Here is a 20,874-nt window from a genome sequence, read left to right on the forward strand (position 1 = left end):
GACACATGTGATTATAGAGCTTTCACTGGTCTTTTGCATCCTCCTTTGCACTGCTGTTATTGCATACAACAAAAAGCGCAATCAACACCATGCCGACGAACACAACGAGGCGTCTTATACTTAATTTATACAATTTGCTATACGTTACTTAAACACGTCCCCTAACTTACCCAAACTGATAACTGGGGCTTTTATGCCCCAAGTTTTCCTTTCCTGCTTGTTAAAAAAGCCCGTTAGTCAAATCTCCTGATGTATTTTTAATTCCGGTATAAGCTTTGCTATATTCTGCCGGCTTTCAACTGAATGCGTTAAATCCTATTTTTGCAAATGAAAAAATTCTTGTTTCTTATTTTTTTACCGTTATCCACATTTGCCCAAACAGTTAGCACTTACATCCAAAACGGAAATACCAGTGCCAACGCAAAAGAATATAAAGCCGCCATACAATATTTTACCCTCGCCATACAACTCAACGATAAAAGCGACGAAGCTTACTTTTATCGCGCAAACGCTTACGGAAACATTAAGGATTACAAGGCAGCCATTGCCGATTATGCCAAAGCGTTAAGTCTTAAGCCAAATTTTGCCAACGCCTATTATTACAAAGCCAATGCCGAAAGCAATATTGGCGATTATCAAAACGCTATTAACGATTTTGACAAAGCCATTGCCCTTGAACCGCAAAATGCCAAAATGTACCAATACCGGGGTAATGCAAAATCAAACATAAAAGATTATGCCGGCGCCATTACCGATTTTACTTTAGCGTTGAAATTTGCTGCAGATAATACCGAACTATACGAGCTCAGAGGTTTGGCTCAAAATAACAAAGGCGATTTTACCAGCGCCATTAATGATTATGACGCGGCAATAAAACTAACCCCAAAAAAGGCGGAGCTATACCGGTATCGTGCCGGCGCAAAGGTTAATGTAAATGATTACCGCGGCGCCATTGCAGATTATACCACTACCTTAACACTTGACCCGCAGGATGCCGAGGCATATTTTTACAGAGCTAACGCCAGGAGCAATCAGGGCGATTTTAAAGGAGCAGTTGATGATTACAAAAAAGCCGCGGCAATAAATCCCGGTCTTAAAAATCTATTTCTTTACACGGCCAACGCCATGAGTAATATGGGCGACAACAAAGGAGCTCTTGATTACTTTAATAAAGCTGCAGCGCAATTTCAGAATAAAGCTGATGTGTATTTATACCGTAGCCTGGTAAAAACCAACCTGAAAGATTTTAACGGCGCCCTTGAAGATCTGAACCGGTCAATAGCACTTGATAACAAAAATCCGGAGGCTTATCAGAACCGTTCAGGCGTTAAACTGGAACTAAATGATAACCAGGGCGCCAAACTTGATGCCGATACCGCGGTAACGTTGAATCCCAAAAGCTTAAAAGCATATGTGAGTCGCAGCAAAGCAAAAATGGCCTTAAAAGATACCGCTGGTGTGATAGCCGATCTTACACTGGCAATAAATATTAACAACAAAAGCGACGAAGCATATCTGGTACGCGGTGATGCCTACCGCAATATGGGCAACAGGCAAGCTGCAATTCGCGACTATACCACAGCCATCCGGATAAATGCTTCCTATACTTATGCTTACTTAAATCGCGGTATTGAAAAAGACAAGGTAAATGACCATGCCGGGGCCGTAAAAGACTTTGAAAAACTAATAGAGCTTTCACCTAAACGCGAGGACGCCTATATGCGGCTGGGTAAAGTACCCGATTTTTTTAAATATACCAATAACGGTATACAGCTTTTTACTACTGCTATCGGTTTAAATCCGGCAAATTCAGATTTTTATCTTTTTAGGGGCACGGCTAAAGCAGCAGCCGGTGATATGAAAGGTGCTATGGCCGATTATGATGCTGGTATTACTAAAAACCCAGGAAATATTTCATTGCTGCTGAAGCGTGGTTTGAGCCGCGCCGCTGCCGAAGATAACAATGGTGCCCTGGCCGATTTTAATACCGCGTTGAAAGTTGATTCCATATCTGATACATCAGCGGTGCTTTACCAAAACCGGGGCCATATAAAAGCCAAATTAAAAAACTATAAAGGTGCAATTGCTGATCTGGATAAGGCTGTTTCAATTTATTCAAGCGACGAAGCATTTGTATTAAGGGGCGATGTTAAACTGGCGATAAAAGATTATGCAGGTGCCGTTGACGATTTTCATAACGCGTTATACCTGAACCCCAACAATGCTAAAGCTTATGCACACATAAGTGTAGCCAAAAACAAGTTGGGCGATAAACAAGGAGCAACCGACGATTTTGCGAGTGCCTTAAAAGTTGGCGCCAGCGGAGCTGATATATATACAGACCTTGCTGCGTTGAAAATTATGCTTAACGATGCCCAGGGTGCCATTGACGATTGTAATACTGCAATAAGTTTAACCCCTAAAAACGGGGACGTTTATTTACAACGCGGCATTGCAAAATTTACACTTAATGAAAAAACAGAAGCTTGCGCCGATTTTAATAAAGCTGTAGAACTGGGATCAAAAAATGCGGCGGCCGTGGCAGCAAGGTATTGCAAATAAAATTAAACAGGTTAGGATTGAACAGTGTTATTTAAATCAGCTTTGGAGATAAACCTGTTAACCGGCCTTTTTGTCAAGATGTAATTGATCGCGCAACTCTTTAATCTCCATCTCATAGGCACGCATACGGGCGTGTAAAATATCCACTTCGGTGCGCATCATTTGTATTTCGGTGATCAGCTTAGCCGATTCGGGCTTATCTATCTTTTTTTCACCCGTCCCGAGTATAAGCCACTCAGGCGAATATTTGAGCTGAAAGCAAAGCTTACGGATAAGATAGTAACTGATGTCTTGCTTTTGGTTGATCACTTTACTAATGAAGCCTTGATCAACGCCAATAGCACCGGCAAGACCCAACTGGCCGCCGTACTCCTTCACAATCACCTTTAACCGTTTTATTATAGCTTCGTCAGACATATATGACTGCAATAATAAACAATTTGTTCAATCGGCAAATATTTATTTGTTTTTTGAGATCAGCTAAGCTGCTTATTGATTTATAAACAATCAGCGCGCTTCTGCTTCGCGCAATAACTCACTTAACCGGTTATTGTAGGCTTGTATATTAATATGGCCATGGTTATAGTCGGCGGTTATCTTTTTTAGCCGATCCCCTACTACGCTTTCAGTTGTATTAACTGCTAATACCGCATTCAACCTGCTAAGTTTTTGTTCTAAGCTTTTTATAAGAAACAATGGCTGTACATCGTTGGTTTGATGTAGTAAGGTATTTGCTTTGCGGCGTTGCTGCTTATCAAACCTCAAGATCAGGTAAACTGCTATAGATCCCAAGATCAGAAAAAAATAAAATAAATCCATGGTCTTTGTGTTTGATATATACGCTATTACGATATTGTTAATATATAAGTTGCGCAAATTTTGATTTGAAAGAACAATAGACATAGCAGCAACCAATCATTTGAGCGCTCATTTTTTACAAAGTGGCTTTTAATTTCCGGTTTAAAAACCGGTACTTTGTAAATTGTGCGGCTGTACATAAAAAAGACAGCTTTTAAAAGCTTGTAATATTATGAAACCAGGAGATAAGGTAATTTGCATAAACGACAGGATTGACCCTGAAAAAAGCGAAGAGATAAGGCGGGATTTTGAGATCTGGATAACTAAAGATAAAGAATATACCATCCGCGAGATATTGGATAATAATGGTATTGTAACGGGTGTATTATTGGAAGAAGTACATAATTTTCCGAAATTTTTTAAGCTGATAAACCGCTTCCAGGAGCCCGCATTTGCCCAATGGCGTTTCCGTAAACTCAACTATGCAAGCCAGCCTGCCGAGGCTATAAGCGAAGTTGATGAACTGGTAGAACTGGAACAACCGGAAAAACAACAGGTAAAGGTGAAGTAACTAAAATACAGCGAAGGACCTGCTCTGTACAGAACAGGTCCTTCGTATTCCCCTGTTAAACAAATTAGTAATGCTTTGGGAGATTATATAAGTTACTTAAACACGGCCTAACTATGCCGATTGGCATAGTTAGGCCGTGAGATATCGGCATTAATCATATATACCTGCAGCCTCTGTTTCAACCAATTGGGTAAGTATTGCCTTTAATACCGCATCACGGGCCCATTGTTGTTCAATTACAGCGGCATCGTCCTGGTACCATTTTAACGGAGAATTTATTTCGACACGGGCTTGGTATATGAAGTTTTTTGTAGGATGCATCTTACTTCCCTCATAGCTGTTCAGATTTTCCGTTTTAATTATTTTGGCAAATTCGCGCGCCTTAATATCAACCTGAAGACATTCATCAAGTGAGTTTTTAAAGTCATGCTTATCTTCCAGCCAAAGTGTAAGCGTTTCGTCCGTAAGGTCGTGGTCGGCAACAGCAATGCGGCTATAATCATAATCAACTGATATAATGAGCCACCATAATTGATCTTTTAGTTTTTGTGCGATTTTTATCATTTTGTTTGGTTTGTTTGGTTCAAAGAGGTTTACGAATACAGCAATTGCTATTTAAAAGCCGGCATCCAGCCCGGCATATATTTCTGTATAGCGGCAATTTCTTCCTGGTATTTGATACAGGCAGCCTGATAGGCCTGGTATCGTAACAAAGGTTCTGGAACGGGCGTTAGTGAGTTATAATACTGGTTATCTCCTTCTGGTTGTTGCAGGGCTGAGTAAGCTATATGCATAATTTTTAATTATTGATTTCTGTAATAAATATTTCTTTAAATTCTGTGTGATTATATTTGCTTTTGTTTATATTTATAGTACATTAGCATAATCAACGAAACAAATATACAGAAATATCTTTATTATAATCAAGAAAAAATTAAATAAATTTCTTTATCATGGATGATACACCAAAACCCAATAAAATAAAGACAGTTCGCCCGGAAACCCTGGAGTTTATTATCCTTTATAACCAATTGAAGGGAAAAGCATTTATGGGGAATGCACAATTGGCAGAGGCACTTGGCTTTAACTCACCAAGTTCAATTACCGAAATTGTTAAAAGCCGGCAAAATATCGATCCAGAGAAACTCAGAATTTTTAAAGAAAAATACAGAGATTTCATAACAGGCAAGAAACAAGCCACCACTACAGAAAATAATACAGTAAATAAAACAGAAGAAGGCATCCCGATGTATGAAATTTCAGCTACCGCCTCAGGTGTGGAAGTTTATAATGACATTAATGATTCTATGCCGGTTGGTCGCATGAATTTTCCCGGAATTGAGGATTGCGACTTTGCATTACCCGTTTGGGGTCATTCCATGTATCCATATCTTGAAAATGGCTGTTGGGTAGCTTTGAAGGTAATACATGATAAAAAAATACTACCCGGGGAGGTATATTATATTGAATGGGGCGAGTACCGCATGTACAAACGTTTACTGGCTGGCGATAATCCCGACGAGGTTATTGCCCACTCGGATAATACTACAGAAATGATTGGCAACCGGCTTAAATATGCTCCTTTTAGCATCAAAATTGCCGACATAAAAAAATTATGCCTCGTAAAAGACATACACAAAAAACATAATCATTAATTAAATGCAATAAAACAACAAATAGACTGTTTAATTGAACTCAACCTTACCCGCATGACAGCTAAAGCTTTGTATTTTATTGATCAATTTAGCGTAGGCAACAAATTGCAAAACATTGCATTTTACGCTGTTTTGATTTTGATGCTTCGGGTAATAATCATCCAGTTAAAAACCAGGAAGTAGTTAGGTTAAACAGCCAGATCCAACGTTCAAACTTGAAATCATTAACTATATATTAAATATTTATTAACATTTAACCGACTTATCAACACTATAGCAAAAAATAAAATATAATACTCATATATTTATTTTAATAAACAACCAATGCCCCCTGGCATGTGGTTACCTAAATTATAATAACTAAAAGATGGAACCTATCATGATGCTTGTGATTATAGCCATTATTGCCGCTATAATTTTAGTTGCATTTAATAAGCAACAGGAAAGTAAACTAAATGATCACTTGTACACAAATGATGTACAGCACCTTTATCTGCTTACAGTGGCCGAGTACAAAATCAATGCATTAGAGAATCAGCAGCAACTTAGTAAGATCAACAACAATAGTTATCCATCAGGCACGCCAGATATTACCCGGGAGCTTGACCTGCTCACCACAGCTTTTGAAAATGGCGAAATACCTCTTAATGAATTAAATTTAAAACTCGATTTTTTGTTAAATACCGTTAATATACCCCATGCCAAAACCCTGGCCTGATCCAGGCATGTTAACGCTGTTTATCAACCTTAATAAGATCACCCGTAATAATTAATATCGAACCAGGCTTCTCACCAACCTGGTTTATTATTTTAAACAAAACGCCCATTAATCAGCTAAGATTATTGTTAAAATTGATCTTATTTCACAAAAAAAGCCGGACTTGGCCGGCTTTATATACTTTAAGAAGAATAAATTTATCAGCTCTTAGTTACGTCTGAAACCACCTTTGCCACCGCCATTGGCGCCACCGGTATTAAAACCCGGTCCTTTATCTTCGGCTACGTTAACTGTAATTCTGCGACCATAATAACTTGCTCCATTCATACACCTTATCGCCTCTTTCGCTTCATTATCATTAACCATTTCAACAAACCCAAAGCCCCTACTCTCCTTTGTTTCGCGATCTTTAATGATCCTAAGGGATTTAACCGGCCCAAAATCACCAAAAACTGCTGTTAATTCGGCTTCATCTACTTCTAAAGGAAGCCCTGCAATAAATACTTTCATCAATATATTAAAATTTGCATAAAGATACGAAAAAATGAGCAAATTAAGGCTATCTTCAGAGCAACGGGCAGATATTACCGGCTTTTTTACCTTCAAATTACGCAGTGGGGTTCACTTGTTTTACCCTCCCCAATTTTCATTATAATTTAGTAAGCAATTATTTAAGCTGGAGCTCAAAACTGCCTTCAACACGATAAAAAGGGGAATTTGCTTTATCGTCCTTAGCTAAAAAAGTAAAGAAGGTGCCTTTGGCTATTATATTTTCGCTGTTATATTTTTCAAGGCTTATTTTACCTGATTCCTCCTGGTCAGCATAACGGGTAAGTGTATACTGCAAAACTGGTTTTTTATCATCAACTTTAAAAAGAAGTTGACTACCAGCTACTTTGCTATTTACATTGGTGGCTGCAAAACCTACGGAACTGATACCAAAGCTCATCGTATGGGCTTTGTTTATAGCTGTAATACCAAAATACTTGCTATCGTCGGTATGGACATTGATAAATGCCACAGAATCAGTAGCTGCATCAAAAGTATAAGTGGAATCTTCAATAGTGACTTTAAGCGTACCTTTGCCTGCCAAGAAATTACCGGGAGCGTTAGTAACGCTTAATGTCGAAACACTATCAGCTACGGCCGTTTGTTTAACTGTATCCATGCCCTTTACGTTATCGTCTTTTTGGCACGAGGATACCGCCACCGAAAGGAGTAAAGTAAGGGAAATGAGCCACTTTGTAAACCGAACGTTGTTCATAGGCAATCAGATGGCTAAATCTAATAATAAATAATTAAAAAATTCATTCGCGCATTTAAATTAAACAAATATTTAACACTTTTTTACAACTGATAAACATTATTGAAATAATGTTTGCTTTTTACAAAACGACATTTTCTTTAATAAATATAACAAAAAAATAAAGGTCGATATGCCCTATAAAAACTTTGCCCAAAGTGTAAACCAACCAACTGCTGCAGATTGCTAAAAAACCTCCCCTACGTTTATAAACAACCCTCTTGAGCTTTCGCGGCCGAAACCATAATCAATAGCTATGTTTGTTTTTGAAACCTTGTTGAGCTTAATACGCAATCCCGGGCCGAAGCCTTGTTGTATACCTTGCAGGCGTGTGCCGGGCGCTGCCGAAAAAGATTGCGCGTTTATAAAGGCTACTCCTCCCAACAAACCGTTGCGGGTTAACTTAAAACGGTATTCACTTTCTAAATATACCATTTGCGCGCCCCTAAACCGGCCCTGGATATACCCCCGACCTGTAGTATTCCCAGGGTCGTGACCTGTTGCCGGCAGATCGAGGTATGCGGGCCTGCCATTGAGCACCAGCCAGTTGTACGACCAAAAAGCCAATATATTATCTGATGTTTCAGGAAATTTATAGTATTTACGTATATCAATAATTAAGGATCTCCATGCTGTTGTGCTACCCAAAAAGGTATAATTATCGCGGTATTGCAAAGAAGTGTAAAAACCGCGCGAGGCATTTATTGAATTATCGCGGCTATCAAACAAAGCGCTGAAGGTGATGCCTGTTGAGATGGAACGCCTGGTGGGTCCGTATTTTTCAAAGTCGGAGATCTGGCCATTGGCCTGTCCTTTTTCCGACATGTTCCAGCGGTCGTCAAAAATATACCCCAGGCCCGCGTAAAAATTACCGGCTATATGCCTTAACACGGTTTCATAAAAACGAAAAAAAGTATAATCAAGTGGATTTTCATTAGCCAGGTCAGAGTTACTGCCCAAACCAAAGCTGCTTTGCGGATATTTATAAAACCGGAAATCGCCAATAAAATCATACTGGTTGTCTTTTGTCCAGATGTTTGATTGCAATGGTATGATCACCTGCTTTTTTTGAGTATAGGCGGGATTAGCGGTAATTGTTGATATGCGGGTGTTGGGAGCTGTGCGAAAAACCACATTGCCGGATAGCGTGCCTGCCAGGGAGGTTTGCAGGGTGTACCCTACCGCCGGCACAACAGATATCACCGGCTTGGTGGTTACAGAATCTGCCTTCCCTTGCTTATAGTTTTTATCAAAAATTAATTTTATTACATCAAACAGATCCTTCTCAAAAGTAGTATCCGGATGGGCAACCAGCAGCGTGTCTTTATACTTGGTATGCCCTAAAGGTATATATCTTTTATCCTGGGCAAGTAGCTTTGTATTACCAAACAATAAAGCTGTAAAAATAAAGGCCCCGGTAAATATTTTTTTTATACGCATTATAATCTTATCCTTTTATAAAGGCTCAGAAATGCAATTATAAAATAAATATCCAAATAATAACCTGAATTATCTGTTTTAACCCAATTTGTTAATGGGCTTTTAACCTGGGGTCAAAGGCAAATTTACTTACGCTGCTGATCTTTATTTTTTCAAAATCGGGATGGGCCGGATTAAGCAGGTAATTATATTCCATATCAATAATGGCCGAAGGGACCTTTAAAACGGCGGTTTCCATTTTTCGTAGCCAGGTATCGCCTAAAAGCTGGGTAATGGGGTAATTGATCACTTTGTGCCAGTTGGCATTAAGCTTGGCCAGCTTGGTTATGGTAAGTTCAAAAACAGGTAAGGTATCTGGTATATGTAAGGTAATCACCGAAAAATCGCCGCTGTATAATGCCGTACCGGGTGTATGAACAAGTTTCTCCAGGCATGAAAGCGCCAGCGATCCGCCAGTATAAATAACATATTGCCCCTGCGAGTTCCATCGTCCGTCAACTCCTGAACCTTTACGGTCATGGGCGTACTTGGTTTGGCTTATCCTGTAAACGTTCAAATTTGCGCTGCGTTATGAGTAATAAGTTTGAATAATGAGTTTTGAGCAGTATTACCAATTACAGGTTATAAGTTTTAAAAAAATAAAAACTTATAACTCATTACTCAAAACCCATAGCTGATTAAGCCAATACCCCGTAATCAATACGGATGAGCTGGTTTAACACTATACTTATACCGGTAAGTGTATCTAATAGTTCAAAAGGTATGGCATCTATGCCGGGGTTATAGTTTTTAAGCCAGCTTTTAAATTCATCGAGCGAGCCGAAGGTATCAAGGCCTTTATCAAAAAGTTCAAAAAGCTGTATAATATGCTCACTTAAACCACGGTTTAACTCACGCGAACCTTGTATATGTTTACGCAGTGTAGGCTCGGTAATATCAAGCCACCTGGCTATATCAATTTGCGTAGCGCCGGTAACCTGCAGCAAATCAGTAATGGCATCAGCGTGCAAACCTTGTTTTATAGCGCCCAATTTAGCAAGGGGCGATTTAAAATAAACTTCATAAGGCTCCAAAAGATCATTTACCATTGGTACGGATGTGGTTTCGGGCATTACATACGGGCGTGGCGCGGCACGTTTGGCACCAACTCCTGTTCCTTGGTTTTTAATTTCTTTGCTCATACACAAATGTAATTATTTTCTATTTAAAACAAAAATATTTTGCTTTTTTATTCTACAAATGCTCCGCTATACACACAATTCAAAGCAAACCTGCCGTCAGCCTGCATCTGTTTATGCCGCCCAAAATATTTTACCAAAAAAATTAGCATTTATAAAATATATTCCCTACATTTGATACTAATTATGCCAAACGTCATTTAATTCATAATGAAAACAAATCCATATTTTTTAAAAACAGCCGGGGTGCTTACCAAGCGTATCGATCGATATTTTATATACATCGACGGCAAATATCCCCCGGAACAAAAAACAGCGGCCGGCAAAAAAAGAATTGCCAGGGAGCAGAAGCTTTGGGATGGCGAACCCGCCACTATTGCAGGTCTGGCCCTGTTTCTGGGGTTTACCAGCAAACAGGAGTTTGAGGCCTATGAAGACACCGGAAAACATGCCCATATACTTAAACGGGCGCGCCTGCGTGTGGAAGCCGCTTATGAAGCACGGCTCTACCAAACTCCAACCGGGGTTATATTTGCACTTAAAACCATGGGCTGGAACGATAAACATACCGTGAACAAACCGGCGGCACAAACCGACAATACGCTAAAAGTTGAAATTATAAATAGCGGGCCCCTCCCCGCAGGGAGCGAAAAAGAGGTTATATTTTAACCTTTACAAACCTGTATCAAAGTCGTTTTTGCACCTTGGCAAATGCTTTTGCAAGACACTTGCCTGTTAAATAAATTATCAAATTTATTTTGCTAATAACTAATAATTTTAGTATATTTGAATACATTTATGCCAAATGGCATTTTTCACATAAAAGCGTTAGTCTATTCTGCCTGATCTGATCAGGTAATGTAACGCTGATAGAAATTACAAAACTCACAGTAACTATAACAATAAATACCATGATGAATGATATTAATGCCCCGCCTTTTCACGGCCTGGGGGGGATCGGTCCTTTTTATGCAAAATTATTTTTCAAACAGGCATATAGTTGTTAACCAGGGAGGTACCAGCTCGGGTAAAACATTTGCTATTGTTAGTCTTGATGTACAGAACGCCGTGATTATTAAGAACTTTGTGAGCGACTGGGAAAATCAAACCGGTATTGAAGAAGTGATCAGCAAAACGGCGGGGCAAAAAATGAAGGTGATGGCCGAGGACCTTTCCGTTAATGACATCAAGGGCCTGCAATCCATCAAATACTCGCCCAAAGTACAAATGCTGGTGAACAAAAACCCGGTAAAATGGCAAACCATTGTTATCAATACCGCCACCTACAGCGAGTATGAAAGCCGCAACGGCCGCGCGCCGTTCAGCGTAACGTTCAACATGCCATCTATCAATATACAAACACAGTAAGGATATTTGGGATTTCGGATGTTCGATTTCGGCTTTAGACAATTCGAAAATCACTAAATTTTTGCGAATCCGAAATCGAACATCCGAATTCCGAAATCAAAAACCCATGGACCAGATACAACTATACCTTAACAACCAGTTGGTTGACCTTAGCGACGACAGCCCTATTGCCCTCACCTTCCAGATCAATAACCTGGCCGACGTGAAGAATCAGCAGGGCAACACCAGCAACCAGTTTAAGCTGCCCCTAACCCAGCGCAACCGGCAAATACTTGGTTTTCCTGATGATGTGGCCTTTACCACCAGTCTGCCTTATGATAATTACGAAGCCAGGATCATTCAGGACGGGCTGGAGATAGTTCCCAGCGCCATTGCTCAACTTAACCTTATAGAGCAGGATACCGCCAGCATAACCGTATTAAGCGGTAACGTTGATTTTTTTGACTCCCTTGATGTAAACATTTATGATATGGGCGATAGCAATACCGATATAGGAAAAAAGAAGGTATTTGAACCCTATCAGCACATCTGGAATGTGAGTAATGTGGCCCACTCGCAAATAAACACCAGTGGCTATATATGGCCTGTGGTTGACTATGGTAAAATACCCGTCGACTTTAAAAATGATACCAGCATTAACGTACGATACCTGCGCCCGGGTTTTTTCCTGAAAACGGCTATCGAACTGTTTGCGAAAACCACGGGTTATAAAATTAACCCCGAATCATTTTTGCTGAAACAGCCTATGTATGATAAACTAATTGTGCAGTTTGCAAATGACACTTTTGAACATGGCACCGATTATCAAACCCAACCCGATGACCTGGGCATGCTGGCTTATACCACCATTGATAAAAGCGTTCGGCACTATGCCATTTCTGATCCGTTTGGCAAGGGTACTTTTTCATTCGGCGATATTAAAAACAACAAACAGGGACAGTTTGACGGCACTACCTTTACATCAAAATATGTATTTACCGGACAGGTGCTGGTCACCATTCCGCGGTTTTATTTCAGGGGTAAAAAAAACGACAGGATCCCTTCAAACATCAACATCATTATACGGCTTGACTTGCCCAACGGGCAATATCTGCAGTATCCGTTAAACTATGATCTTTCAAACTGGACAAGGGTTGATGGCACCAGCGGTGGTGGTTTAGAAGGGCAATTTACCTTTGGTGTTAAAACAATATCAGCAGACATTGATTTTCAACCCGGGTATAAGGTATCGGTACGCTGGGAATTTTTTGGGGGCGAGCCCGAGGTGTTCACGCTTTATACCGGGGCATCATTAAGCATTAAAGCCAAAAACCAAAATGTATTGTATGGGCAGGAAATACAATGCGAGCGCATCTTTCCGGATATTACACAAAAAGACCTGCTGAAAGACACCCTGCAGCGGTTCGGCATCATTTGCCAAACTGATAATACCACGCGTACGGTTACGTTCTCCTCCTTTCGTGATATTGTGAATAATATCCCCTTGGCCGTAAACTGGACAAAGCAGTGCCTAAACCAGGGCAAAACCGTTTCTTTTCAGTTGGGCAGCTATGCCCAGGTAAACACCATGACCTCTAAGGAAGACGATGCCATTTTACCCAAAAATTTTGGCAACTCGCAGATCAGCGTGGCAGATAAAACCTTGCCTTTAACAACTACCTTGTTTGAGAGCCAGTTTGCCCCTACCCTTTCCCGGCCCTACATAGGCGACAGTATTGCACAAATTTTAAAGGTTGATACCACGCAGGATGCCGATGCCGTTGATTTCACCATCGGTACACAGCCACGGATATTGGTTGACCAGAAGATGGATCTGCGCAATCAAAGCGGCTCACCCTCCGTTACCTTTACCGATGGCGACAACCACATTACGGTAAACGATGTAATATCAGTACCCTATTTTAATAAGACCGGGGCCGAACATAGCCTGCTGTGGGACGATCTGCGCACAACGTACTACCCCGAGCTCGAAAAAATACTCAGGCAAACCAAAAAGGTGGTACGCTACATTTTGCTTACCCCGCGCGATATCCTGGAGCTTAACCTGCTGATCCCCGTTTACCTGGAGCAGGACAGCGCCTATTACTACATCAACAAAATTGATAGCTGGCGCAAGGGACAACCTACCAAGGTGGAGCTGGTGAAACTGGGTTAAGAGAATAAGCCATATGTTATCTCTCCCGCTGTCCGATTCTCCGACTTCGGATTAAATATGCTGATAGTCTCTGACTACCGTAAAACGATTTAACCAGGCTTCTGGCACCGGTAGTTGGAAACTACTGGAATAATAGTTCGAAGTCTCTAACTTCGAACAGCGGAGAGAATGGTAATAAAAAAACGATTGTCATTTCGAACCCTTGAGGGGCGGGGGCAGTGAAAGGCAAGGGTGAGAAATTTTATACGTGTGGTAAATCAAGTCGTACAAGATTTCTCTTCGCACCCTGCTCAACCCAATCCTTGCTCATCGAAATGACAACTAGGAATGGTAATAAAAAAACAAATGTCATTTCGAACCCTTGAGGGGAGGGGGCAGTGAAAGGCAAGGGTGAGAAATCTTATACGTGTGGTAGTCGAGCCGTACAAGATTTCTCTTCGCACCCTGCTCAACCCAATCCTTGCTCATCGAAATGACAACTAGGAATGGTAATAAAAAAACAAATGTCATTTCGAACCCTTGAGGGGCGGGGGCAGTGAAAGGCAAGGGTGAGAAATCTTATACGTGTGGTAGTCGAGCCGTACAAGATTTCTCTTCGCACCCTGCTCAACCCAATCCTTGCTCATCGAAATAACCATGGGGAATGTTCGCTGTTCGAAGTCAGAGACTTCGAACAGCAGATAGGAGAATTAAACGACTGGCGCTGTCCGATTCTCCGATTTCAGACGACTATGCTGGTAGTCTTCAGACTACATAAATTTAATTCAATGGAGTTGATAAACTGAGATAAAACAGTGAATTTATTTTTTTTGATTACTTTTTGCAATTGACTAATTTATTGTTTATTTTTACTAAAAAAATTAGCAACACCTAAACTCTATAATCCATTTGAAAAACGCAAGATTAGTAAAACAATCTAATAGTACTACATTAATTAAAAATAAACGCAGAATATTAATTATAGGCATAATTGTATTGTTATTAAGTGTTGTAGCATACAATTATAAAATAATATTGGGTTATAGTGTTTATCATCTAAACGTAAGTCATTATAAACCTGGTGATAAACTTTATGCATTAGGCACCTTTGTAAACAGCAACAAATCAGATGCAATAGTCATTTACAAAATTGCTCGGCCCTTAACAGCAACTGACCTTGATCAAATGACCATTAGTACAACTGATAAAGATCGGTTGAAATCAAAAATAGACCCATCCTTAGAGCCATTCATGGTAATGTCTGATGATGGTTTAATTAATGATAGCCTATATAAATATAAAACTGCTTATGTTGGTACCGTTTTAAACCGGGTTTCTCATAAATTAATTGATCACTACAATCGTGATATATACAGGATAAATTTTGTTTATTATGAAATTACAGCTAATAAGAATGCTTTAATCAAGGAGTATTATAGTTCTGGTTTGCCTAAAATACCAGATAATTACGTACTTGTAAAAGATAAGGTTTACATTTCAGCAGGTAACGTTACAAATAAAGAAGTAAAGGAGTTTCATAAAAAATAGTCAAAAACATTGATTTTTATGATTTCATTTACCTCCCCCTCGCTGTTCGAAGTCTCCGACTTCGGACGATTATGCCGGTAGTCTTCAGACTACAGAAATTTAATCGATCGGAGTTGATAAACTGAAATAAAACAGTGAATTTATTTTTTTTGATTGCTTTTTGCAATTGATCAATCTATTGCTTATTTTTACTAAAAAAATTAGCATTCAAGCCTAAACACCACCATGCAACAACAAAAATCTAATAATAAAGCCAAACGCAAAAGGCTGATAATAACCATTGTTAGCGTTTTACTTTTTCTTAGCCTTTGCTTTTACGAAAAAGCATATTTCATTGCAGCTTATATGACATTTGTACCAGTGCATTTAAATAAGGGAGACAAACTTTATGCAGCAGATGACCGCGTGAGTCATGATTTTAACATAGATATCTATAAGTTAGTAAGGCCAATGACCTTAGCAGAAATTGATAATTTAAATATTGATTCGTCAAAAAAGGCAGAGTTTAAGAAAAAGTTCAATCCATCTGCCCCTTTAAAAATTGTTACTACGGGAGATGCTATAATAATTAAAAGATTACTTAGATATAAAACCACCTATATAGGTGATTATATTAAAAGAATGTCAGTAAACGATAAGCCGTATCTTTATGCAATTAAGCCAGTTGTGCAGATGATTGATAAAGTCAATAATCCTGACAAAATACCTGACAATTATGTAATTGCAGATACTTGTTATTATATATATACTTATCAAACTACCGACAGCCAAACCTCGATTTTTTAATTATAAAGAATAATTGTTCTTTATAAAACTCTCATCAATTATGCCAAACGGCATTTAAAACATTAAATATAAGATATATGACCAATCAAAATACCGATGTTGGTATTACCGACGATGACATTAAAAAAGCGAAAGAATACAAAGATACGATGGATGCTTTGAAAAACTCCGCTGTCCGAAGTCTCCGACTTCGGACGATTATGCCGGTAGTCTTCAGACTACAGAAATTTAATCGATCGGAGTTGATAAACCGGGATAAAATATTGAATTTATTTTTTGTAATTACTTTTCATTTTTTATATTTACCAATAAAATTAGCAAAACCTAAACAACCTTATGGCTGATCTTGATGATATTGAAAACATAGCTGGCAGCGTAATTTCTTACAGCCTTTTTAACAGACTCGTTAACAGATACGGTTTACTCAACGTGCTTTTTTATGGTGCGCTGAGTTTGGTAATTGCGCTGTTTTTAATTATACAGTTATTTGTATGGATATTTAATAACGGCTATGAAGACACTTGGGATAAAGTTAAGCCGGGTGATAAACTATACGCGGAAAAACGTGTGGTTACTGATACCGCTTCAAGAATGGTTTTTTTATTTCGCTTAATTAGGCCTATAAATAGCGACGATATAGACCGGATGAAAATTGCCGAATGGAAAAAGGATAAGTTGAAAATGAAAATAGACTCGTCATTAAAATCTAAAATGCTAACCGCACCAGGCATATTTTATCAGGATAGCTTACTAAAATATAAAACCGGCTTTTTAGGTACCTATATTAAAAAAGACAGTGTAGAAGAGTATGGAGGATTTGGACAACATTGGTATGCCATAAAACCAAATTTTAAACTGATCAGGAAACATTACTTAAAATTTGAAATGCCAGCAGGCTATACATTAGCTGATAGCGATTATTACATAAGTGCACAGGATGGCAAATTCAACGAAATTGATTTGTTTACTACTAAAAAATAACATCCAATGCTACAATTAACGTTAAAGAGCAAGACTTGAGTCTTCTTCCCCCCCCCGCTGTCCGATTCTCCGACTCCGGACGATTATGCCGGTAGTCTCAGACTACAGAAATTTAATCGACCGGAGTTGATAAACTGGGATAAAATATTGAAGTTATTTTTTGTGAATGTTTTTTATTTCTTTACATTTACCAATAAAATTAGCAAAACCTAAACAACCTTATGGCAGATTTTAATAATATTGAAAACATAGCGGGCGGCGTAATTTCTTACAGCCTTTTTAACAGACTTGTTAACAGATATGGCTTACTCAACGTGCTTTTTTATGGCGCTTTGGCAGCAGTGATTGCGTTGTTTTTAATTATACAGTTATTTGTATGGATATTTAATAACGGCTATGAAGACACCTGGGATAAGGTTAAACCAGGTGATAAACTATACGCGGAAAAACATGTGGTTACTGATACCGCTTCAAATATGGTTTTTTTGTTTCGCTTAATTAGACCTATAAATAGCGGCGATATAAACCGGATGAAAATTGCCGAATGGAAAAAGGATAAGTTGAAAATGAATTTAGACTCGTCATTAAAATCTGAAATGCTTACTGCGCCCGGTGTATTTTATCAGGATAGCTTATTAAAATATAAAACCGGCTTTTTAGGTACTTATATAAAAAAAGACAGTGTAGAAGAGTATGGAGGGTTTGGACGACATTGGTATGCCATAAAACCAAATTTTAAACTGATAAGGAAACATTACTTAAAATTTGAAATGCCAGCAGGTTATACATTAGCTGATAGCGATTATTACATATATGCACAGGATGGCAAATTCAACGAAATTGATTTGTTTACTACTAAAAAATAATATCCAATGCTACAATTAACGTTAAAGAGCAAAACTTAAGTTTTGCTCTTTAAAAACATTAAGTATGCCAATTATCATATTAAACATAAAAATTTATGACAGGAAATAATCAAGACGTTTTAAAGCAAGTTGAGCTCATAACAAATCAACTAAAGCAGGATGCAGCGGCACTAAATCAAACGTTACAAACGCTAATCAGTAAGCAGGATGCCCTAACCGCGGGCACCAAAAAAAACAGCAACGCTTATCAATCGCTTGCCAGTCAAATTGATAAAACAAAGAGTAGTTTAAAAAACATTACCGATGAAATTAATAAAGGCATGCAGGCACTTAACGCCTATAATGGCTCTGCCCAGCAAAATATAGCGTTGCTGGCCGCACTAACTATGGCCTATAACAGGCTTACCCAAAGTCAAGGTGTGTCAACAGCGCTGGTGCAGCAGCTTCAGGTAAATATTGTTTCGCTAACCAACGTAGTAGGCTCACAAACAGCTGCTGTAACCAAAAGCAAAGAAGCCTTTGATTTTCATAAAGGGTCGGTTAATGCATTTAAATCATCGTTTGATAAACTTAAAGAAGGCGCAGGTTCTTTCGGTCCGGTTTTAGGCTCTGTTTCATCTGGGTTCAACGCCATGAAAACCGGTTTGGAAGTTGTAAAAACTGGCTTTCAAAGCGTTGGCGGTGCAATAAAAGCTACAGGCTTTGGTTTACTTGTTCTGGTTCTGCAATCTGTTGCGGAATATCTTACAAATACCACCGAAGGTAGTAAAAGGTTAAGGGGGGCGTTAGCAGCCATAGGAGTGGTTGTGGAGAAAGTCAACAGCGTATTTGCAAGCCTTGGCAAATTTATTATCAATGCAGTATTCAGCCCTGTTGAAAGTATAAAAAAATTGGGAAACGTCATTTGGCATTACCCCGGTAGTTAACTTATACGGTTATTATAACGCCGCTATAGGACTTTCTGCCGGTAATACCATACAAACGGCATATAACTTTACCCAAAGTGTAGATAGTTGCTATAAAGCGACATTTGGATATAATCCCTATCAGCGCATTTATACTAATTTTAGCGATACGTCATACAATGAAAACAACATACCAACCTATTTTGCACAGGGAACAACAGATCCATACATAGGATGGACGCGAACGCTTTACAAAGGTGCGCTGAACACCGGCCGAAATTATTACATGCATGAGGCGGCTGGCTTTGGCCATGATACATTGCTTTTGACATCGTCTGTACTGCATAACATTATGGCATGGATGAAAAAGTCGCCTAATCCATCATTGACGCCTACACCGCCAGCGATTATACCTCAGTATTATGATGCAGTAAATAAACGGTGGGGGTGGAATGGAAAGCCTACTGCTTACACTTACGAATTTTTGAATACTGCAATCAGTAACCGAATTTTTATGGAAACTTCCAACACATCGCAATTTGCCAATAATGCCATTTATATGAAACTGGATAATGTTGCTGCATCAAACCAAAGTAGTTTTATTGCAGCAAGAAGTGCATGAACTTAAAGCTAAATAAAAATGAAAAGTTACATTCTTCAAGCATAATAGATTATCAAATTTAACTTAATCTTTATACAGTGTTAAATAAGGCCAGTAGTTTTAAAATACTGTCTGCCAAGCAAAATAATAGCGAATTATCAGGGCTTTTATATTTGATGAATGATTATTATTGAACCAATTGGAGGCTTAGCAAATCGAATGCGAGTAATTGCATCTGGCATATGGCTTAAAGGCATACTAAATACAGACCTAACCATAATATGGAATGAAAATTATGAATTAAATTGCCCATTTGACTTATTATTTGAAAACTCAGATGCATTCAAGATAATCTCTAAACCAATCTCCTATCGCTACCTAAAACCGTCAAATGAAGTTGGGCTAATTAAAAGAACTCTATTCTCCCTAAGAAACAAGTTAATTGGTATTGATTATTGCATCATCGAGGGTAACTTTCCATCAAATACTTGGATTGGTATTAATATATTAAGCATATTATCAGCCCAAAAAGATAAAAACATTTATATACAAACTTGTCAGGAGTTTGGTGACAACATACCATCATTTAAATATCTTATTCCGATAAAAAAAATCAAAGATAAAATTAATTTAATAACGAAAAACTTCAATCAACTCGTTGTAGGTGTACATATAAGACGAACTGACAATGTAATTTCGATAGAAAAAAGTCCAATAGAATTATTTATAAAAGCAATAGAGAAAAAATTAATCACCGAAGAAAAAACAACATTTTTTTTATGCTCCGATGATCATGAGGTTGAAAAAAAAATTATCTCGACTTTTGGAAATTCAAAAATAATAATTAACAGAAAGGAAAATAGCAGAATAACTATTCATGGTATGCAGGATGCAGTAACAGATTTATATTGTCTTTCTTATACAAGTGAAATTTTCGGCTCATATTGGAGTTCTTTCACCGAAGTAGCTGCCAAATTCAATAATACACAATTGACGATAATTAAAATAGACTAATTTTCGCCAGGATAATCCTGTTTTCGGCCATCTGACCGTCTCGAAGTGCCCAGAACGAGATTCGAACTCGTACATCCTTGCGAATGCCACCCCCTCAAGATGGTGCGTCTACCAATTTCGCCACCTGGGCTTCTTGAAATTGATCATCTTAAATTTTGTCCATTTTGGATGAACAGTGCAATTTAAGACGATCAATTTTACATCAGGCGTGCCCGAAGAGAGACTCGAACTCTCAAGAGACAATTCTCAACGGCTTCTGAGACCGCAACGTTTACCAATTTCGCCATCCGGGCTTAACTTTATACTGCAATTTGAATAATGAGGCCAAACCCTTATTTCATGCTACAAGTATTATTTAAATAAGCGTGCAAATATAATTGTTTCCATCAAATTGGAAACTAAATAATACAAAATTTGAGTTAAAGTTGTTCGTTACCCTATTTAAA

Annotated in this window: 24 protein-coding genes and 2 tRNA genes; 15 read left to right on the top strand and 11 right to left on the bottom strand. The window is 38.6% G+C overall.

What is annotated here, in order from left to right:
- Positions 1-327 precede the first annotated feature (327 nt).
- Positions 328-2,562, top strand: a complete 2,235-nt coding sequence (locus tag J2W55_RS22090) for a tetratricopeptide repeat protein (protein WP_310101273.1) — start codon at positions 328-330, stop codon at positions 2,560-2,562.
- Between the two features lie 57 nt (positions 2,563-2,619).
- Here the strand turns inward: J2W55_RS22090 and J2W55_RS22095 are convergent, their stop codons facing one another.
- Together J2W55_RS22095 and J2W55_RS22100 are read right to left on the bottom strand one after the other, a co-directional pair.
- Positions 2,620-2,979: a hypothetical protein gene (locus tag J2W55_RS22095; RefSeq protein ID WP_310101276.1), complete on the bottom strand. Its 360-nt coding sequence runs from the start codon at positions 2,977-2,979 to the stop codon at positions 2,620-2,622.
- Between the two features lie 90 nt (positions 2,980-3,069).
- Entirely contained in the window at positions 3,070-3,381 is a 312-nt protein-coding gene (locus J2W55_RS22100) for a hypothetical protein (RefSeq protein ID WP_310101281.1), read from the bottom strand.
- A 211-nt stretch (positions 3,382-3,592) separates the two neighbouring features.
- On the opposite strand from J2W55_RS22100, the gene J2W55_RS22105 reads away from it, so the two are divergent.
- Positions 3,593-3,931, top strand: a complete 339-nt coding sequence (locus J2W55_RS22105) for a hypothetical protein (protein WP_310101283.1) — start codon at positions 3,593-3,595, stop codon at positions 3,929-3,931.
- A 150-nt stretch (positions 3,932-4,081) separates the two neighbouring features.
- Here the strand turns inward: J2W55_RS22105 and J2W55_RS22110 are convergent, their stop codons facing one another.
- On the bottom strand, positions 4,082-4,495 hold the full coding sequence (locus J2W55_RS22110) for a hypothetical protein (RefSeq protein ID WP_310101286.1): 414 nt from the start codon (positions 4,493-4,495) through the stop codon (positions 4,082-4,084).
- Between the two features lie 47 nt (positions 4,496-4,542).
- Positions 4,543-4,725, bottom strand: a complete 183-nt coding sequence (locus J2W55_RS22115) for a hypothetical protein (protein ID WP_310101288.1) — start codon at positions 4,723-4,725, stop codon at positions 4,543-4,545.
- Positions 4,726-4,884: 159 nt separating this feature from the next.
- Here J2W55_RS22115 and J2W55_RS22120 point away from each other — a divergent pair, with 159 nt between their 5' ends.
- Both J2W55_RS22120 and J2W55_RS22125 read left to right on the top strand, forming a co-directional pair.
- On the top strand, positions 4,885-5,586 hold the full coding sequence (locus J2W55_RS22120) for a S24 family peptidase (RefSeq protein ID WP_310101290.1): 702 nt from the start codon (positions 4,885-4,887) through the stop codon (positions 5,584-5,586).
- Between the two features lie 367 nt (positions 5,587-5,953).
- A complete protein-coding gene (locus J2W55_RS22125; RefSeq protein ID WP_310101294.1) occupies positions 5,954-6,304 on the top strand; it encodes a hypothetical protein in 351 nt (116 codons plus the stop codon).
- 207 nt (positions 6,305-6,511) lie between these two features.
- Here J2W55_RS22125 and J2W55_RS22130 read toward each other — a convergent pair whose 3' ends face one another.
- The 5 genes from J2W55_RS22130 to J2W55_RS22150 all read right to left on the bottom strand — a co-directional run bounded on the left by J2W55_RS22130 (position 6,512) and on the right by J2W55_RS22150 (position 10,228).
- Complete coding sequence (locus J2W55_RS22130) at positions 6,512-6,814, bottom strand: RNA recognition motif domain-containing protein (protein WP_310101297.1); 303 nt, start codon at positions 6,812-6,814, stop codon at positions 6,512-6,514.
- Positions 6,815-6,971: 157 nt separating this feature from the next.
- Complete coding sequence (locus tag J2W55_RS22135) at positions 6,972-7,568, bottom strand: hypothetical protein (RefSeq protein ID WP_310101300.1); 597 nt, start codon at positions 7,566-7,568, stop codon at positions 6,972-6,974.
- Positions 7,569-7,793: 225 nt separating this feature from the next.
- A complete protein-coding gene (locus J2W55_RS22140; RefSeq protein ID WP_310101302.1) occupies positions 7,794-9,047 on the bottom strand; it encodes a BamA/TamA family outer membrane protein in 1,254 nt (417 codons plus the stop codon).
- 91 nt (positions 9,048-9,138) lie between these two features.
- Positions 9,139-9,603 (bottom strand): RES family NAD+ phosphorylase, encoded by a 465-nt coding sequence (locus J2W55_RS22145; protein ID WP_310101305.1) that lies wholly within the window; start codon positions 9,601-9,603, stop codon positions 9,139-9,141.
- 121 nt (positions 9,604-9,724) lie between these two features.
- Positions 9,725-10,228, bottom strand: coding sequence for an Xre family toxin-antitoxin system antitoxin (locus tag J2W55_RS22150; RefSeq protein ID WP_310101308.1), 504 nt, complete (start codon positions 10,226-10,228; stop codon positions 9,725-9,727).
- Between the two features lie 207 nt (positions 10,229-10,435).
- On the opposite strand from J2W55_RS22150, the gene J2W55_RS22155 reads away from it, so the two are divergent.
- The 11 genes from J2W55_RS22155 to J2W55_RS22205 all read left to right on the top strand — a co-directional run bounded on the left by J2W55_RS22155 (position 10,436) and on the right by J2W55_RS22205 (position 20,428).
- Positions 10,436-10,894 (top strand): terminase small subunit, encoded by a 459-nt coding sequence (locus J2W55_RS22155; protein ID WP_310101311.1) that lies wholly within the window; start codon positions 10,436-10,438, stop codon positions 10,892-10,894.
- 300 nt (positions 10,895-11,194) lie between these two features.
- Positions 11,195-11,593 carry a hypothetical protein gene (locus J2W55_RS22160; protein WP_310101314.1) on the top strand — a complete coding sequence of 133 codons (399 nt, stop codon included), beginning with the start codon at positions 11,195-11,197 and terminating at the stop codon, positions 11,591-11,593.
- 106 nt (positions 11,594-11,699) lie between these two features.
- On the top strand, positions 11,700-13,748 hold the full coding sequence (locus J2W55_RS22165) for a hypothetical protein (RefSeq protein WP_310101317.1): 2,049 nt from the start codon (positions 11,700-11,702) through the stop codon (positions 13,746-13,748).
- An 888-nt stretch (positions 13,749-14,636) separates the two neighbouring features.
- Positions 14,637-15,275 (top strand): hypothetical protein, encoded by a 639-nt coding sequence (locus J2W55_RS22170; RefSeq protein ID WP_310101319.1) that lies wholly within the window; start codon positions 14,637-14,639, stop codon positions 15,273-15,275.
- Positions 15,276-15,500: 225 nt separating this feature from the next.
- The gene (locus J2W55_RS22175) at positions 15,501-16,061 is read left to right on the top strand and encodes a hypothetical protein (protein WP_310101322.1); all 561 of its coding nucleotides are present in this window, start codon (positions 15,501-15,503) and stop codon (positions 16,059-16,061) included.
- Positions 16,062-16,138: 77 nt separating this feature from the next.
- Positions 16,139-16,405 carry a hypothetical protein gene (locus J2W55_RS22180; protein ID WP_310101325.1) on the top strand — a complete coding sequence of 89 codons (267 nt, stop codon included), beginning with the start codon at positions 16,139-16,141 and terminating at the stop codon, positions 16,403-16,405.
- Complete coding sequence (locus J2W55_RS22185) at positions 16,398-17,042, top strand: hypothetical protein (RefSeq protein ID WP_310101328.1); 645 nt, start codon at positions 16,398-16,400, stop codon at positions 17,040-17,042. Before J2W55_RS22180 ends, J2W55_RS22185 begins: the two co-directional genes overlap by 8 nt.
- Before the next feature lie 221 nt (positions 17,043-17,263).
- On the top strand, positions 17,264-17,908 hold the full coding sequence (locus J2W55_RS22190; RefSeq protein ID WP_310101331.1) for a hypothetical protein: 645 nt from the start codon (positions 17,264-17,266) through the stop codon (positions 17,906-17,908).
- Between the two features lie 95 nt (positions 17,909-18,003).
- Positions 18,004-18,834 (top strand): hypothetical protein, encoded by an 831-nt coding sequence (locus J2W55_RS22195; RefSeq protein WP_310101334.1) that lies wholly within the window; start codon positions 18,004-18,006, stop codon positions 18,832-18,834.
- Between the two features lie 265 nt (positions 18,835-19,099).
- Positions 19,100-19,435: a hypothetical protein gene (locus tag J2W55_RS22200; RefSeq protein WP_310101336.1), complete on the top strand. Its 336-nt coding sequence runs from the start codon at positions 19,100-19,102 to the stop codon at positions 19,433-19,435.
- Between the two features lie 159 nt (positions 19,436-19,594).
- Positions 19,595-20,428: an O-fucosyltransferase family protein gene (locus tag J2W55_RS22205; RefSeq protein ID WP_310101338.1), complete on the top strand. Its 834-nt coding sequence runs from the start codon at positions 19,595-19,597 to the stop codon at positions 20,426-20,428.
- 46 nt (positions 20,429-20,474) lie between these two features.
- Here J2W55_RS22205 and J2W55_RS22210 read toward each other — a convergent pair.
- Positions 20,475-20,558: transfer RNA gene (locus J2W55_RS22210), tRNA-Leu, on the bottom strand.
- Between the two features lie 79 nt (positions 20,559-20,637).
- Positions 20,638-20,721, bottom strand: a tRNA-Leu gene (locus J2W55_RS22215).
- Positions 20,722-20,874 lie beyond the last annotated feature (153 nt).

It is taken from the genome of Mucilaginibacter pocheonensis, from assembly GCF_031456535.1.
GTDB classification, from domain to species: domain Bacteria; phylum Bacteroidota; class Bacteroidia; order Sphingobacteriales; family Sphingobacteriaceae; genus Mucilaginibacter; species Mucilaginibacter pocheonensis.